General features: G+C 34.1%; 10 protein-coding genes and 1 tRNA gene. 6 read left to right on the top strand and 5 right to left on the bottom strand.

Features of this window, described 5'->3' with window-relative positions:
- Nucleotides 1-51: 51 nt before the first annotated feature.
- Nucleotides 52-1,950, top strand: a complete 1,899-nt coding sequence (locus tag HM983_RS06230; RefSeq protein ID WP_179344527.1) for an amidophosphoribosyltransferase — start codon at nucleotides 52-54, stop codon at nucleotides 1,948-1,950.
- A gap of 559 nt (nucleotides 1,951-2,509) precedes the next feature.
- Here the strand turns inward: HM983_RS06230 and HM983_RS06235 are convergent.
- Entirely contained in the window at nucleotides 2,510-3,118 is a 609-nt protein-coding gene (locus HM983_RS06235; RefSeq protein WP_179344528.1) for a superoxide dismutase, read from the bottom strand.
- A 112-nt stretch (nucleotides 3,119-3,230) separates the two neighbouring features.
- On the opposite strand from HM983_RS06235, the gene HM983_RS06240 reads away from it, so the two are divergent.
- The 5 genes from HM983_RS06240 (at nucleotide 3,231) to HM983_RS06260 (ending at nucleotide 12,800) form a co-directional block, all read left to right on the top strand.
- Complete coding sequence (locus HM983_RS06240) at nucleotides 3,231-6,359, top strand: UvrD-helicase domain-containing protein (RefSeq protein WP_179344529.1); 3,129 nt, start codon at nucleotides 3,231-3,233, stop codon at nucleotides 6,357-6,359.
- A 52-nt stretch (nucleotides 6,360-6,411) separates the two neighbouring features.
- Nucleotides 6,412-7,605 carry a glycine C-acetyltransferase gene (gene kbl, locus HM983_RS06245; RefSeq protein ID WP_179344530.1) on the top strand — a complete coding sequence of 398 codons (1,194 nt, stop codon included), beginning with the start codon at nucleotides 6,412-6,414 and terminating at the stop codon, nucleotides 7,603-7,605.
- A 124-nt stretch (nucleotides 7,606-7,729) separates the two neighbouring features.
- Nucleotides 7,730-9,133 (top strand): OmpA family protein, encoded by a 1,404-nt coding sequence (locus HM983_RS06250; protein WP_179344531.1) that lies wholly within the window; start codon nucleotides 7,730-7,732, stop codon nucleotides 9,131-9,133.
- Between the two features lie 62 nt (nucleotides 9,134-9,195).
- A complete protein-coding gene (locus HM983_RS06255) occupies nucleotides 9,196-11,964 on the top strand; it encodes a PD-(D/E)XK nuclease family protein (protein WP_179344532.1) in 2,769 nt (922 codons plus the stop codon).
- Nucleotides 11,955-12,800, top strand: coding sequence for an alpha/beta hydrolase family protein (locus tag HM983_RS06260; protein WP_179344533.1), 846 nt, complete (start codon nucleotides 11,955-11,957; stop codon nucleotides 12,798-12,800). Before HM983_RS06255 ends, HM983_RS06260 begins: the two co-directional genes overlap by 10 nt.
- On the opposite strand, the gene HM983_RS06265 is transcribed toward HM983_RS06260, so the two are convergent.
- The 4 genes from HM983_RS06265 to HM983_RS06280 all read right to left on the bottom strand — a co-directional run bounded on the left by HM983_RS06265 (nucleotide 12,801) and on the right by HM983_RS06280 (nucleotide 17,642).
- Entirely contained in the window at nucleotides 12,801-15,161 is a 2,361-nt protein-coding gene (locus HM983_RS06265; protein WP_179344534.1) for a hybrid sensor histidine kinase/response regulator, read from the bottom strand.
- A gap of 89 nt (nucleotides 15,162-15,250) precedes the next feature.
- Nucleotides 15,251-16,612, bottom strand: coding sequence for an acyl-CoA dehydrogenase family protein (locus tag HM983_RS06270; protein WP_179344535.1), 1,362 nt, complete (start codon nucleotides 16,610-16,612; stop codon nucleotides 15,251-15,253).
- Between the two features lie 136 nt (nucleotides 16,613-16,748).
- Nucleotides 16,749-16,822 (bottom strand) — tRNA-Ala (locus HM983_RS06275).
- Between the two features lie 22 nt (nucleotides 16,823-16,844).
- Complete coding sequence (locus HM983_RS06280) at nucleotides 16,845-17,642, bottom strand: universal stress protein (RefSeq protein ID WP_179344536.1); 798 nt, start codon at nucleotides 17,640-17,642, stop codon at nucleotides 16,845-16,847.
- Nucleotides 17,643-17,661 lie beyond the last annotated feature (19 nt).

Here is a 17,661-nt window from a genome sequence, read left to right on the forward strand (position 1 = left end):
CGCACTCATAATAGGGTGCGTTTTTATTAAAATTAATAGCAGTTTACAACAATGAGTGATGCTTTAAAACATGAGTGCGGTATTGCACTTATTAGGTTACTAAAACCATTGGAATACTATAAAGAAAAGTATGGCAGTGCTTTTTACGGTGTTAACAAGATGTATCTAATGATGGAAAAACAGCACAATCGTGGACAGGACGGAGCTGGTTTTGCAAGTATCAAGTTAGACACCAAGCCTGGGGAACGTTACATAAGTAGAGTGCGATCTATTGCACAACAACCCATACAAGATATTTTTGCCCAAATTAATGAACGCATTAATTACGATTTTGCCCAACACCCAGAATACCAAGACAATGTAGCTTTACAGAAAAGACACATTCCTTATATTGGCGAATTATTATTGGGTCATGTGAGATATGGAACCTTTGGGAAAAACAGTGTAGAAAGTGTCCATCCGTTTTTAAGACAAAATAACTGGCAGCATCGAAACCTAATCGTAGCTGGTAATTTTAATATGACAAACGTTAATGAGCTTTTTGATAATCTTATTGAAATTGGCCAGCATCCAAAAGAAAAAGCCGACACAATTACCGTAATGGAAAAAATTGGTCACTTTCTAGACGATGCAGTTGCAAAAATCTATAAAGACCTTAAAAAAGAAGGATTTAGTAAAGTGGAATGTTCCCCTTTAATTGCCGAAAGACTAAAAGTGGCCAAGATTCTAAAAAGAGCCGCAAAAAATTGGGATGGTGGTTATGCCATGGCTGGGCTTTTAGGTCATGGAGATTCATTTGTACTTCGTGATCCCGCAGGTATTAGACCTGTATATTATTATAAAGATGACGAAGTTGTCGTTGTTGCTTCTGAGCGACCAGTGATTCAAACAGTTTTTAACGTGCCATTTGAAAGTGTGCAAGAGTTGGAACCGGGTCATGCTATAATCACGAAAAAATCTGGCTCTGTCGATATTAAGAAAATTTTAAAACCGTTAGAACGAAAAGCATGTTCTTTCGAGAGAATCTATTTTTCGCGAGGTAGTGATGCAGAAATCTATGAGGAAAGAAAAGAACTTGGGAGATTGCTGATGCCAAAGGTATTGGAAGCCATAGATTATGACACAGAGAACACGGTTTTTTCTTTTATTCCAAATACAGCTGAAACTTCATTTTACGGTATGATTGATACGGTTGAAGAATATCTCAATGAGAGAAAGACAAAATCTATTTTAGATGGAAATGGAAAACTTTCAGCAGAAAGAGTAACAGAAATATTATCAGAAAGACCACGTATAGAAAAGATTGCCATCAAAGATGTTAAGCTAAGAACCTTTATTACCGAAGACAGTAGCAGAGACGATCTTGTAGCACATGTTTATGATGTGACATATGGTGTAATAAAGCCAACTGATAATTTGGTAATCATTGATGATAGTATTGTTAGAGGTACTACTCTTAAAAAGAGTATCATTAAAATGATGGATCGTCTAAAGCCAAAACAAATTATTGTTGTTTCATCTGCTCCACAAATACGCTATCCAGACTGTTACGGAATAGATATGGCAAATCTAGAAAGCTTAGTCGCCTTTAGAGCTGCACTAGAATTGTTAAAAGAAAACAATCAATACGAAATCGTTGAGAACGTGTATAAAAAGTGCCTCACTCAAGTTAAAATGAAGGACAAAAATGTCGTCAATTACGTTAAGGAAATCTATGATAATTTCACGGATGAAGACATCTCTAATAAAATAGCAGATCTTTTAAGTGATGATCAGGTTAATGCGGAGGTTAAAATTATTTTCCAACCAGTTAAAAATCTCCATAAGGCCTGCCCTAAGAATTTAGGTGACTGGTATTTTACAGGAGATTATCCTACTGCAGGCGGTAATCGAGTTGTAAACAAAGCGTTTATTAATTTTTACGAAGGAAATAAAGAAAGAGCTTATTAAAAGGTATCAGCAAACGGTTAATCCGATAAAATTATCTTTTTGCCGAAAAAAAATGCATTTTATCTATATTATAGATTCGTTTTAACAAATAACATCTACATTGGTATCACCATAACATAAGTAGGTTAAGTTCATGGTAGATTTGGGGCAAAAAAAGGTGAACTTCTGTTCACCTTTTTTTATGCATTTAGTTGAAGTTTCACTTTAAGTAAGATAACCCTATAAATATATAAGAGAAGTACTATTAGATTTTAATTAATATAATTAAGCAATAGTTTCCACGCTTAGACTAATATATATGTCGTTTATCCATTAAATTAACTATATAATTAAATGTCAACCTATATTTGGCTCACCATAACATAAGTAGGTTAAGTTTATGGTAGATTTGGGGCAAAAAGGATGAACGTCTGTTCATCCTTTTTCATTTTTAATTCCCAGATGAGTAACAATCTTAATGAGTTTACTTGATATCTTTTCAAATAATTAACAACATTTTAATTCATAAAAAATCCAAGCTCTTCAGCTTGGATTTTTCAATTTTATATAGAGCAATCAATTACTTAGCTTCAGCATAACGTCTTTCTACCTCGTTCCAGTTAATTACATTAAAAAATGCATCAATATAATCAGGTCTTTTATTCTGGTACTTTAAATAGTAAGCATGTTCCCAAACATCTAATCCTAAAATAGGATGACCACCACAGCCAACACCTGGCATTAACGGATTGTCTTGGTTTGGAGTAGAACATATTTCTACCTTCCCACCTTTGTGAACACATAACCAGGCCCAACCAGAGCCGAATTGCCCTCCAGCTGCTTTTGAGAATTCATCTTTAAAAGCATCAAATGAACCAAATTTACCTTCAATCGCATCTTTGAGCTCACCAGAAAGTCTACCCTTGTCTTCAGGATTCATAATTTCCCAAAATAAGGAATGGTTGTAAAATCCGCCACCATTATTTCTAACAGCTTGGTTATCCATATCAAGGTTGATTAAGATATTTTCAATGGTCTTACCTTCTTGGTCAGTCCCTTCAATTGCATTATTCAATTTATTAGTGTAACCTTGATGGTGTTTAGAATGGTGAATCTCCATCGTTCTTGCATCAATATGCGGTTCTAAAGCATCGTAACTATATTTTAATTTCGGTAATTCGAAAGCCATAATCTTTAATTTTTTTTGGTTAATACTTGTTTTCTCTCAAATTTACGATATTGAGTTCGTTTTTTTCTTAATAAACTATTAAGATTCCCTATTTTGGTATAAAATTAATCGTTTGCAAAATTCAACTTTTAAAATATATAATGCTTCTGCTGGCAGTGGCAAAACCTTTACTTTGGCCAAATCGTATTTAAAAATCTTGATTTCTGCGGAAAGTCCAGATAAATTTAAATCTATTCTTGCTATAACCTTTACCAACAAAGCAGTTGGAGAAATGAAAACAAGAATTATAGAAATGCTCAAGACATTTTCTTCTGACCAAAGTCTATCACTACCACACCCAATGTTTTCTGCCATATGTGACGAATTAAAAATTTCTCCAAATCAACTTATCACCAAATCCAAAATAATTTTAAAGCACATTTTGCATAATTATGGTGCCTTCAATATTTCTACTATTGATGGTTTTACCCACCGTGTGATAAGGACATTTGCAAAAGATTTGAAACTACCTGTAAATTTTGAAGTAGAACTTGACCAAGATCGTTTATTAAATGAAGCTGTTGACGGACTAATCGCCAAAGCAGGGACAGACAAAAAATTAACCAAAGTATTGGTGGATTTTGCCATAGAAAAAGCAGATGACGATAAGAGCTGGGACATAAGCTATGATTTTAGTAAAATAGCTAAACTCTTGATTAGTGAGGCTGATTTGCCATTTACAAAAAAGTTGAAAGATAAGTCTCTCGATGATTTTAAAAAATTGAAGCTGCACCTTAGCAAAGAAATTTCAATTATTGAAAGCAAAATCAAAACTATTTCAGAAACGGTTTTGAAATTAATAGAAGAAAGCGGACTACAGTTCGATGATTTTAATAGGAAATCTCTACCCAACTATTTTATAAAACTAGCAGAAATTAACTTTAGCATTGGTTTTGAAGCTAATTGGCAAGATGATTTGGTTAACGGCAACGCGTTATATCCTAAGCGTGTTTCAAAAAGCATCGCTGAGACTATTGATAGTATTCAGCCTCAACTAGCTTCTGCTTTTACCAGCACAAAAAAAATGTTCTTTGATTTAAGGTTAAAAAAAGCATTTTATAAAAATATCACACCAGTTTCTGTCTTAAATGCCATACAAACCGAGCTATATCTTTTGAAAGAAGAGCAGAATAAAATGCTGATTTCAGAATTTAACACTATCATTCATGAAGAAATTAAAAATCAACCAACACCATTTATTTATGAACGGCTTGGGGAAAAATTCAAAAACTATTTTATAGATGAATTTCAGGACACCTCTAAGATGCAATGGGATAATTTGGTACCACTCTTAGATAACGCTCTATCTGGCCCAAACGGCTCTGTAATGTTGGTCGGTGACGCCAAACAAGCTATTTACAGATGGCGTGGCGGAGAAGCTGAGCAGTTTATAAATCTATATAATAAACACACTAATCCATTTCAAACTGAGAAAGAAATTTTCGCGTTAGAAACCAACTACAGAAGTGCTAAAGCAGTGGTAGAATTTAATAATTCTTTGTTTAAATTCTTGGGTCAAAACTTTATTGGCAATCCCAATTATGCGGAGCTTTTTGAGAATGCCATGCAGCACACAAATAGTGAAAGCTTAGGATATGTGAATCTCAACTTTTTAGATCTACAGGAAAAGGACGATAATGCAGAACCGTATGTGACCGAAACTATGCAGACTGTTCTAAAATGTAAAGAAAACGGTTATCCACTAAGTGATATTTGCATTTTGGTGCGCAAACGAAAAGAAGGTGTAGCTATTGCACAAAATCTTAGTGAAAATGGAATAAAAATAACTTCCTCAGAAACTTTACTTTTAAAAAACTCTGAAAAAGTAAATTTCTTAAATATCTTTTTAAAATTACTACTTCAGCCTAACAATGATGTGCTTCAGGTAGAATTTCTTTCGTTTTTAGCCGAGCAAAATCACATAACAGATAGCCATAATTTTTTTACTACTCACCTAAAGAGAGAATTTAAAGCAACTTTAAAAAGCCTTGAGACAATAGATATCCATCTTAACATCAACGAGCTGTTACAGTTGCCTTTGTATGAGCTCTTGGAGAAACTGGTCAGAACTTTTAATATGAACGACCACTCGGACGCATTCCTTCAATTTTATATGGATGTCGTGTTGGAATTCGCCCAAAAAAATGACTCTGACTTAGTCGGTTTTATTAGTTATTTCGAAAAGAATGAAGATCGTTTGAGTGTGGTTTCTCCAAAAAATTTAGACGCGGTTCAGATTATGACAATCCATAAGGCCAAAGGTCTAGAGTTTCCTGTTGTTATATTTCCTTTTGCAGACTTAAATATTTACCAAGAAATAGAACCTAAGGTTTGGTTTCCAATGGATAATAGCGAAGTTGGATTTGAGTCATTTTTAATTAATTACTCTAAAGATGTAGAACATTTTGGAGATGCCGGTAAAATGATTTTCGATACTCATCAATCGGAATTGGAACTGGATAATCTTAATCTTTTATATGTAGTGCTTACAAGAGCTGTTGAGCAATTATACATTATAAGCAAAAAAGATTTAAACTCAAAAGGCAAACTAAATGAAAACAGCTATGCAGGCATGCTGATATCGTATTTGCAACATAGAGACCTGTGGGACGAAAACCAACCTATTTACGAATTTGGAACTTTGATTAAACCGCAAACAATTAATAACATCACAGAGGAATCCGAATCAATCGGATTTATTTCAACAGCAAAAGAAGAACATAATTTTAGTATTGTAACAAGATCTGGGTTGTTGTGGGATACCCACCAAGAACAAGCTATTGAACGTGGTAATCTGGTTCATTTGGTCCTTTCTAAAATCAGGACAGTAGGTGATTTGGATTTTGAACTTGAAAATTTATTGACTTTAGGAGAGATTTCTCATAATCAATTAAACGATCTCAAACAGACTGTTGCAGCCGTTGTGTCTCACCCAAAACTTAGTCCATATTTTCAGGACCGTCTTCAAATTTATAACGAACACGATATCATTACGAGTACTGGTCAATTGTTGCGACCAGACCGTTTAGTGATTACAACTAATAATGAAGCTGTTATTATAGATTACAAAACAGGTGAACCGAAACTTAATCACGGTACCCAATTAGGGGCTTATGAGAAAGTAATAACGCAAATGGGTTTTGCCGTCTCAAAAAAATTATTAGTTTATATAAATGAAGACATTGAGATTATTGAAGTCTGAGTTTATCTACATATTTTTGAATAAATATTTGAATAAATAAAAAACCATTTTCATGTACGGAGATATAAAAAATCATTTAAAAAAAGAAATAGAAGATATAAAAGACGCAGGTCTATATAAAAAAGAGCGGATCATCACGTCACCTCAAGGAGCTGAGATTACATTGAGTACTGGTGAGACAGTACTTAATTTTTGCGCCAACAATTACCTAGGGTTATCATCTCATCCAGAGGTTGTTAAAGCTGCTAAAGACACATTAGATTCTCATGGGTTTGGTATGTCGTCGGTTAGATTCATCTGTGGCACACAGGATATACATAAAGAATTGGAACAAAAAATTTCTGATTTTTATGGTACAGAAGATACCATTTTATATGCGGCTGCTTTTGATGCCAATGGAGGCGTTTTTGAACCACTTTTAGGAAAAGAGGATGCTATTATTTCAGATTCGTTAAATCACGCATCTATCATTGATGGTGTAAGACTCTGCAAAGCCGCGCGATATCGCTATAAAAATAGTGATATGGAAGACTTAGAACAGCAACTCATTGCTGCCAATTCTAATGGCGCTAGATACAAAATTATAGTTACAGATGGTGTTTTTTCTATGGATGGCATCGTCGCTCCACTCGATAAAATATGCGATTTGGCAGATAAATATGATGCAATGGTTATGATAGACGAATGTCATGCCACTGGCTTTATAGGAGAAACTGGAATCGGTACTTTAGAAGAAAAAGGTGTTTTAGGAAGAATAGATATCATTACAGGTACATTGGGTAAAGCCATGGGAGGTGCAATGGGCGGCTATACAACAGCCAAAAAAGAAGTTATAGAAATTTTACGTCAACGCTCCAGACCTTATTTGTTTTCTAATTCGTTGGCTCCAGCAATCGTAGGAGCTTCTATAAAGGTTTTTGATATGCTCAAAAACGACAATTCTCTTAGGGATAAAGTGGATTGGAATACCAAATATTTTAAGAAAGGAATGAAAGATGCTGGTTTTGATATTATAGACGGAGACTCTGCGATTGTGCCGGTTATGCTCTATGACGCCAAACTGTCTCAAACTATGGCCAATATGCTACTGACAGAAGGTGTTTACGTCATTGGGTTCTTTTATCCCGTTGTTCCAAAAGAAAAAGCAAGAATAAGAGTACAATTAAGTGCGGCACATAATAAAGATCAATTAGATAAAGCCATTGCTGCTTTTACCAAAGTTGGAAAAAAGCTAGAAATTATTTAAAATGATTACAAACACCTATTTTTAGGGCTTTGTAACAATATTTTTTTATATTTGTCTTTGTTAATAATATTTAACAACTTACTTTTACCAACAATTAACACTTAAAATTAAAATTAATTAGAATATGAAAAATCTTAGCAGATTATTTTTTGTAACCATACTTTTAGTATGCTTCAGCACATCAAATGCGCAAGATAAGAACAATCCATGGGCTTTCAGCTTAGGGGTTAATGCGGTTGACCCTTATCCTGTGGGAGAGGACACGCCTCAAGGTGACTATTTTGACGAGTATTTCAATGTTACAGACCATTGGAATATTTTACCTTCAATTTCTAGACTTGCAGTTTCTAGATACTTAAGTGATGGCTTTGTATTAACCGTAGCTGGATCTATTAACAAAATTGATAAGTTTGGCACTAATTTGAATTCGGACGGTACTGAAGCTGGTACGAACAGTGTAGATGACTTAACATATTACGCAGTCGATGGAGCTGTAAGCTATAGCTTTAGAGACTTAATCAATGGTCCTGGTGGCTGGGCTGACCCATATTTAGGTGTTGGTGGTGGTTACTCTTGGTTAGATGATATAGGAGCTGGTACTTTAAATGGAACTTTAGGTCTTAACCTTTGGGTTTCAGAAAAAGTTGCTATTGCTGCTCAGTCCACATATAAGCATTCTTTTGAAGATTACCTACCTAAGCATTTCCAACATTCATTAGGTGTTACTTTTATGTTCGGTGGTGTTGATACGGATGGAGACGGAATCTACGATCAAGATGATGCTTGTCCTGAAGAAGCTGGTTTAGAAGCTTTCAATGGTTGTCCAGACTCTGATAATGATGGTATCCAAGATTCTAAAGATGATTGTCCAAATACTGCTGGTTTAGCTGAATTTAATGGTTGTCCTGATAGTGATGGTGACGGTGTTATGGATAAAGACGATAAATGTCCTAATGTTGCAGGTTTAAAATCTATGATGGGATGTCCTGATGCTGATGGCGATGGTGTAGCTGATGGAGATGATAAATGTCCTAACGAAGCTGGTCCTGCTGCTAATAACGGTTGCCCTTGGCCAGATACTGATGGTGACGGTGTGTTAGATAAAGATGATAAATGTCCTAACGAAGCTGGTACTGTTGCAAACAATGGTTGCCCAGAAATTAAGCCAACAGAAGAAGTAATGAAGACTTTAAATGAGTATGCTAGAACTATCTTATTTGATACTGGTAAAGCATCTATTAAAAATGAGTCTGAAGAAGTTTTAGAGGCGATGATTGCAATATTTAAGGAATATCCTCAAGCAACATTCTCTATCAACGGACACACTGATAGTGTTGGTTCTAAAGCTAACAACCAGTTGTTATCTGAAAGAAGAGCAAATTCAGTAAGAGATTACTTAATAGCTAACGGAATTGATAAAGCAAGGTTAACAGCTCAAGGATTCGGTGAATCTCAGCCAATTGCTGATAATAGCACCAGAAACGGTAGAAAAAACAACAGACGTGTAGAGGTTAAATTAACTAACTAATATACTTCTTAAATAAATAGTAAAAACGCTCCGAATTTCGGAGCGTTTTTTATTTTTATAAAATGGATAGTTTTATAAAAACCGTATTAAAAGATCTAATTACGAAAGATCTAAAATTTGAAAACACTCATTTTATACTTCCCAGTAAACGCGCAGGTGTTTTCTTAAAACGAGAACTATCCGCATTACTTAATGCCCCAATATTTTCACCAAAGATATCCAGTATTGAAGAATTTATTGAAGAGCTATCAGGTATTAAATCTGTTCCAAATACAGAATTGCTATTTAGATTCTATAAATCTTATTCTAAAATTACCAAGCCTTCAGAACAAGAGCCATTCGAAACTTTTGTTCAATGGGCACAAATAATATTGCAAGATTTTAATGAAATCGACAGATATCTTATAGAACAAGAAAAAATATTCGACTACCTAAATGCTATAAAAGAATTAGACCATTGGTCCGTAAATAAACAACCTACTGACCTTATAAAAAATCATCTTAAATTCTGGAATAGATTAAAAGATTATTATTATGCTTTTACTGAGGACTTACTCAATTCAAAACAAGGTTATCAAGGATTAATTTACAGAGAAGCGGTAGAAAACATAGAAAGTTTTATTGATAGTAAACCTCAGAAGAGACATGTTTTCCTCGGTTTTAATGCTCTAAACACTTCAGAATCCATTATTATCCAAGCTTTACTTCATAGTGACCTGGCTGACATTTATTGGGATATAGATGAAGTGTTTTTCAATGATAATGTTCATGACGCAGGAATGTTCACTAGGCAACATAAAAAGAAATGGACATATTTTAATAAACACACTTTCAATTGGATTGAAAACAACTATCGTGACTATAAAAACATAAAAGTTACCGGAATTCCTAAATCTGTAGGGCAAGCTAAATATGTTGGGCAACTATTAAAAGAGATCTCAAAAACTAACCAAAAATTATCGAGTGTTGCGGTTGTTTTGGGAGAAGAAAACCTCTTATTACCATTATTAAATTCTATTCCTAAAGAGGTGAAAGCACTAAATGTGACTATGGGCTTGCCCCTAAGATTAATTCCGCTATCCACATTGTTCAAAAATTTATTTCAAATCCACAAAAACAACGCAGATAAATTTTATTATAAAGACGTAATAGGCATAATCTCCCATCCATCGATTTATCCGCTCTATCATACTACCTCAGGCAATGTAGCAACTTCAATTGTTGACCACATTCAAAAAAATAATTTAGTTTATCTGGCATTAGAAGATTTGTTGTCTGTAAACAAATCCAAAAATGAAATTACACAACTACTTTTCAAAAATTGGGAAAACAACACTACTTTGGCTTTAGATAATTGCAGTCAACTCATTTTTAAAATGAAAAATTATCATGAGGATCATAAATCATTAAATCGATTAGAGCTCGAGTACCTATATAGGTTCAATACAGTTTTTAATCAATTGCAAGAGCTGAACTTAAACTATAAGCAACTTGGCTCAATTAGTATTCTACATCGCATTTATCAAGAACTTTTAAGCACAGAGACGTTAGATTTTAAAGGAGATCCTCTGGAGGGATTGCAAATTATGGGAATGCTAGAATCACGTGTGTTGGATTTTGAAACCGTTATTATCACTTCAGTCAATGAAGGAATATTACCTTCAGGAAAAACCAATAATTCATTTATCCCTTTTGATGTAAAAATTGAAAATAATCTTCCAACATTTAAAGAGAAAGATGCAGTCTATACGTATCACTTTTATAGACTTTTACAACGTGCAAAAAATGTTGTCATAATATATAATACTGAAATTGATGTGCTATTGGGTGGAGAAAAAAGCAGATTTGTTACTCAGTTAGAAGTTGAAAATATTCACGAAATAGACCATAAAATACTAGCACCTGAAGTGCCAATGATCGCTAAACAAGTTAGACAAATTTCAAAAACCAGTTTGGTCATTGGCAAATTAAAACAAGTAGCATCAAATGGCTTTTCACCGTCCTCGTTAACCAATTATATCAGGAATCCAATAGATTTCTATTATGACAAGGTTTTGGACATAAAAGAATTTGAAGATGTAGAAGAAAATATTGCGGCAAATACTTTGGGTTCTGTGATTCATAACACATTGGAAGATTTCTATAAAACCTGTATCGGTGATTTTTTGAATTTGGAAATACTAGAATCTTTCAAAACGCTCATAAATAAAACTGTAACAAAGCATTTCAAGAAACTTTATAATAAGGGCGATTTTAGTTCTGGAAAAAACCTCATCATCTTTGAAATAGCCAAAAGATATGTTTCTAATTTCATCAATTCAGAAATAGAAAGTGTCATGAAGGGAAATAAAATAAAAATTTTGGCCATTGAAGCTAACGAAACAATTGAACTTAAAATCAAAGGTCTCGACTTTCCCACGAAACTCACTGGAAAGGTAGATAGAATTGACAGCTTTAATGGTGTCACCAGAATTATCGATTACAAGTCGGGCAAAGTTGAACAAAATAAAGTCGAGATTGTTAACTGGGAAGATCTCACCACGGATTATGACAAGTATAGTAAATCCTTTCAAGTATTGTGCTACGCTTATATTATGAATAAAAAAAACTTGATAAATCTACCCGTTGAAGCCGGTATCATTTCATTCAAAAATCTGAGGGAAGGTTTTCTTAAATTCGGCAAAAAGGATACTGCCAGAACCCGAACAAAAGAGCAACTTATTTCACAAGAAACCCTAAATGAATTCGAAAATCAGCTTCATCAACTCATCTTAGAAATTTTTGATACTAATATTAATTTCACTGAAAAAGAAATCAAAAAATGGAAATAGAAAAGAACATCGTTTTAGAAAGACCTTCAAAAAAACCAATAGTTATTGATACATTTTATTCCAAAGACAAGCAGAATCAACCCATCGTTATTTTCTGTCACGGTTACAAAGGTTTCAAGGATTGGGGCGCTTGGAATTTAATGGCAGAAACAATTGCAAAAGCAGGTTTCTGTTTTATTAAATTCAACTTTTCGCATAATGGCGGCACGGTTGAGCAACCTATAGATTTTCCCGATCTTAATGCCTTTGGAAACAATAATTATACAAAAGAGCTCGACGATTTAAATGATGTAATAGACTGGACCATTAACCAATACAAAAACAATAGAAATATAAATGTAAACAATATCGCGCTAATTGGTCACAGTCGTGGCGGTGGAATCGCTATTATACATGCGTCTGAAGATCAAAGAATATCTCAATTAATAACACTAGCGAGCGTTAGTGATTTCGGTACCCGAACATATACAGTAGGCAATCTGAAAGAATGGAAACAAAACGGCGTAAAATATGTAATTAATGGCCGTACAAAACAAAAAATGCCACATTATATTCAATTTTATGAAGACTTTAAAACAAATGAAGATCGTCTGAATATTGAATCTTCTATAAAAAAAACTAACATTCCTATTTTAATCATTCACGGCAATAAAGATACTTCCGTGGAAGTAAAAGAAGCAAAGACTCTTAAAAAGTGGTATCCAAAAGCAAAACAAAAGATCATTGAGAATGCTGACCACGTATTCAATACAAAACACCCTTGGGATAAAAAGACGCTGTCAAATGAATTAAAAGAAGTAACAACTTCAATTATCGACTTTTTAAAGAAAAATTAATTAGGCTACGCTGAGTTTATGGTGTTTAATACATCCTTGCATTTTTTCCACGAGCAATTCTTTTTTAATAGGCTTGGTCATATAATCATTCATCCCTAATTCGAGAACCCGACGTCTGGTGTCCTCCATGGCATCTGCTGTTACGGCAATGATAGGAATACTTCCAACAACCTCGCCCAACTCACCACTTCTTATAATTGTCGTGGCTTCGTAGCCATCCATAATTGGCATTTGTAAATCCATTAACACCAAGTCATAAACCTCATTCTTTAGAGTGTCTATAGCTTCTTTTCCGTTGTTGACAACAGCAAAGCTTACATTTATGAGTCCACCTAAAAGTTTTCTCATCACCATTTGGTTGAGTTTATTGTCCTCTACGATAAGTACGTGTAAAGGTTTTAGGGTTGAATTATTATCTTCGATAAGATCTTGTGTATCAATCTTGGCAACTTGTTTTAAGGGTATTTCTATAAAAACATCAGTTCCCTTGTTTAGCTCACTTTCAATTGTAATTTTTCCTTTAAATAATTTAACAAGGTGCTCTACAATGGTGAGGCCTAATCCTATTCCACCAAATTGACGCTTATGGCTTAATCTCATTTGGTTAAAACTATCAAAAACCGTGAGTTTATTATCATCATCCATGCCCACACCTGTATCTGAAATCTGAAGGTAGAATCGAGACACATCATTAGGTTGATCCAGACACTTTAGTTTTAACTTCACAGAGCCTACATTGGTAAACTTAACGGCATTAGCCAAAACATTATTAATAATTTGTACAAATCGATCTGCATCACCAATCAAGCTAGTAGGAATCTCAGAATCCATTTCAAACCTATATTTAAGTCCCTTTTTATTGGCTTCAGATTTCCAATTATCGCTTATTTGGTGTAAAGCTATCGAGGGATTAAATGTTTCCTCGTGCAGCTTAAGTTCGTTCTTTTCAATTCTTTCAAAATCCAAGACGTCACTAACGCTACTTAATAAACTAATTGAAGCATTCTTAATAACTTGATAATTTTTTCGAGTTTCGATACTATTATTCACGTCAGAAAGTCCATCCTCAACCATACCCATAATTGCATTAATAGGTGTACGCAACTCATGACTTATATTAGACATAAAAAATGTTTTCATTTCACTGATTTCTTCAGACTTTTTTAAAGCTAATGCTTGGGAGTGATCATTATCTTCTCTTAGCTTTCTAATTAAGTTGGTCATAGAAAGTGATAAGAAAATGACCTCAAACCCTGTTCCAAATTTCGAACTGTTCAATGTGTAAAAATTGCTTGGCAGAAGTCCAAGGTTATTCATTACAAATCCCAAAAGTCCTACTACCAAAAAGAAAATACCAAAAGAAAAATAAGGGTCGACCCTCATCTTTTTGTAACGCATGGTAAATATAGAACTCAAGATGAGAATAAGACTTAAAAGCCCATTGAGGTTACTTAAGGGATAGACGAGCTCTAAAGTAGCTGGACTAATAAATATCATAACAAAAAGTATTGCTATGGCCGTGTAAATTAAGCTATACACTTTTTTGAAAGCACTTAAATTCTCGTTGATATTTAAAAAGTATTCACAGTATTTCAACAGGTAATAATTAGAGAATAATGCTGCAATTAACACCATCCTGCTATTGACATAACCACCATTTGTAAAAAAATATTGGTAGATAAATCCATCTAAAGATGCTTGCATAAGTGCAATAGAAAACACATATAGTCCATAGAACAAAAAGGCTTTGTTTTTTAAACTTTTGTAAAAGAATAGATAAATTAAGCCTGCCAATAACAAAACACCATAGAACAATCCAAGGAAAAGTTGTTGTTTATTGTTCTTATTTGTAAAACCACTTGGAGTATAGAGATTCAAAGGTAAGTTTGTAGTTTCACCATCACTTTTTATTTCTAGATAAAATTCTTGGAGACTTTTTGCCGGCAATGTAAAATCAAATACGGTCTGTCGATGCTCAACATCTCGTTGAGCGAACTCAATTTGATCACCACTTCTATGGAGCTTTATGGTTTTACCTATTTGATATAAGTTAGCTATATCAGTTATTGCCCTAGCGGTTTCTAGATAGTATTTCTTATCAGAATTAGAAGAGTTTTCGAGTTGAAACCTAATCCAATGTGTATCTGAATTAAATCCAAAATCGTGATTCTCAGATTTTAAATCCTGATATTCTAAGCTAGATAATTTTAAGATATCTTCAATAGAGAAATCTAAATCACCCGTATTTACATATTCAGAATATTCATATAAATCTCCTTGAGACGTTTCAGGGTCGAAAGCCTTGTTTTGAGCATACAAAGTTGATGCTAATAAGTAGGTTATTAGTAGTAGACGTTTCATGTTGGGGCATTAAAACTGAGTACAATCTAACAAAAAAACCTTAAATGAGGTTGTTTAAATAATTTATTTATAAAATATAAAACTAATTTTTATACAAATGCACTATAACCAGTAATTGCTCGACCAACAATTAGAGAATTGATCTCCTTGGTACCTTCATACGAATAAATCGCTTCTGCGTCTGCCACAAAACGTGCTACATCATACTCGAGTAAAATGCCGTTACCACCCATAACCTCACGTGCTCTGCTCACCACATCCCTTGTGCGCATAGAACAGAAAACTTTAGCCAAGGATGCATGCTCGTCCGTTAGCAAACCTTGATCCTGCAATTCAGAAAGTCTATAGACCAAGGACTTCATTGCCGTTACATTGGCCAACATTTCTACTAAGTGGTTTTGAATAAGCTGAAATTTAGCAATAGGTTTTCCAAATTGTTCCCGTTTTTTGGTATATTTTAACGCGCTTTCGTATGCACCTCTAGCACATCCCAATGCTTGCCACGCCACGCCTGCTCTTGTCATTCGCAGTACTTTTGCAGTATCTTTAAAAGAATTAGCTTTTTGAAGTCTATCACTTTCAGGAATTTTACAATCCGTTAAAGTTATTAAAGCATTTTGCACGGTTCTTAAAGCCATTTTGTTTTCGATTTTCTCAGTCTTAAAACCGGAATTACCCTTTCTTACTAAGAACCCTTTGGCTTGGTTACTTTCAACCTCACGTGCCCAAATAATTATAACATCTGCAAATGTCGCATTACCGATCCACTTTTTTTGTCCGTTTAAAACCCATTCATCACCAACCTTTACACACGTAGTTTCCATACCACCAGCTACTGCACTGCCCACATTGGGTTCGGTTAATCCAAAAGCGCCAATCGCTTCCATTCTTTGCATTTTTGGCAACCATTCTTGTTTTTGATCTTCGCTACCACAGAGGTAAATAGAACCCATCGCAAGCCCACTATGTACACCAAAAAATGTAGATATAGACACATCAACACGCGCAATTTCTTCAGCAATAATACCTTCCATTACAAATGGCAAGGCAGGACAGTCGTAACCTTCGTAAGCCACACCACAAATATTCAATTTTGCGAGTTTGGGTATAATATGCATCGGGAATTCTGCTTTATTCCAATACTCGTTGGCTATTGGCTCTACCTCAGTTTCCATAAAATTCCTGACCTTCATTTGAATGGCTCTATGCTCTTGACTCAGTTTTAAATCATATTCATAAAAATCACCATCAATCGGTGGCAATTTATGTTGTCCCTTCTTTGCTTTTTCTGTGAGCATTTTCATTAAGCCATTGAGCTGATTATCGTCTAATTCGCCCACAGATTTTACGATTTTAGCAAGGTCTATTTTCTCGGAAATTTTACCCAATTCGTCAAAATCTACCTGTTTCATTAAATGGGTAATCTGCTTTATTTTGTTGAAGAGTTTCATGACTTTAAATTAAGCAATTAGTTTGGTTAAAAGCCTAAAATAGTTTAGAGAATTTACCTTAAGATATCTATCAGAAAGCAAAAAACCTATCGAGGTAACTCAATAGGTTTTTCTATTTTAAAATTCTAAGAAATTGTGGAGAAGATCGGATTCGAACCGACGACCTCTTGACTGCCAGTCAAGCGCTCTAGCCAACTGAGCTACATCCCCTTTTATTAGTTTCTCAAAAATACTATTTTAATCCACTTAATACCAAAACAGGAAACTTAGAACTGTGAAAATCTTTCTTTAACACCGTATCATCTTCCCAAAGTTTTGAGAAAAAGCCACGCTTGCGTCTGACTACACAAAGCATATCTGGACTTTGAGTTTTATGATGTTCCAAAACTGCTTGAAATGTTGTTGGGCTTTCGGTAATTTTTTTATCTGTAATTAAACTTTTTAATTCATCATTCAATTCAAAATCCTCTTTATTATGAAACGGTGTTTTTACCAATAATAGATTTAACACTGCGTCAAATTTATCTTTTATGGATTTTAAAGGAATCAAAACGCCTTCTTTATGAATTATTGCCGACTTTAAAGCAAACAAAATTTTTGAGACTGGCTTAAACGTATAGCCTTCTGGGACAATCAAAGCAGGAATTTGTGTGCGCTTAATAATTCTTCCAGAGGTTTTTCCTAAATAGACTTGGTCCTTTACTGAATTGGTTCTTGGCTCTAAAATAATTAAATCTACATCGAGAGCATTACAGACTTTCTCGAGCGTATCTATTAGTTTTCCCTTAAATGTTTTTGTGATTACCTCAACTCCTTTTTTGTCTATAGAAGCCACATGTTGCTCTAAAAAGGATTTAGATTCACGTTCCAAAATAGGATCTACTTTGATCATAGTACCTGCTTTGGTATAAACATTATATATTTGGATCACATAAATTTTTGCACCAAAAGCTTTAGCAAAATCTACTGCATACTGCAAATGGGATTTTGCATTTTTTGAAGACCCAACAGGAACTAGTATTGTTTTCATCTTTAAAAAATTTTAGTTT

The organism is Winogradskyella ursingii, assembly GCF_013403975.1.
Classification (GTDB): domain Bacteria; phylum Bacteroidota; class Bacteroidia; order Flavobacteriales; family Flavobacteriaceae; genus Winogradskyella; species Winogradskyella ursingii.

Coding starts and splice junctions, on each gene's coding strand:
- HM983_RS06230 (WP_179344527.1), top strand. CDS start 52: ATGAGTGATGCTTTAAAACATGAGTGCGGTATTGCACTTATTAGGTTA.
- HM983_RS06270 (WP_179344535.1), bottom strand. CDS start 16,612: ATGAAACTCTTCAACAAAATAAAGCAGATTACCCATTTAATGAAACAG.
- HM983_RS06255 (WP_179344532.1), top strand. CDS start 9,196: ATGGATAGTTTTATAAAAACCGTATTAAAAGATCTAATTACGAAAGAT.
- HM983_RS06260 (WP_179344533.1), top strand. CDS start 11,955: ATGGAAATAGAAAAGAACATCGTTTTAGAAAGACCTTCAAAAAAACCA.
- HM983_RS06250 (WP_179344531.1), top strand. CDS start 7,730: ATGAAAAATCTTAGCAGATTATTTTTTGTAACCATACTTTTAGTATGC.
- HM983_RS06280 (WP_179344536.1), bottom strand. CDS start 17,642: ATGAAAACAATACTAGTTCCTGTTGGGTCTTCAAAAAATGCAAAATCC.
- kbl (WP_179344530.1), top strand. CDS start 6,412: ATGTACGGAGATATAAAAAATCATTTAAAAAAAGAAATAGAAGATATA.
- HM983_RS06265 (WP_179344534.1), bottom strand. CDS start 15,161: ATGAAACGTCTACTACTAATAACCTACTTATTAGCATCAACTTTGTAT.
- HM983_RS06235 (WP_179344528.1), bottom strand. CDS start 3,118: ATGGCTTTCGAATTACCGAAATTAAAATATAGTTACGATGCTTTAGAA.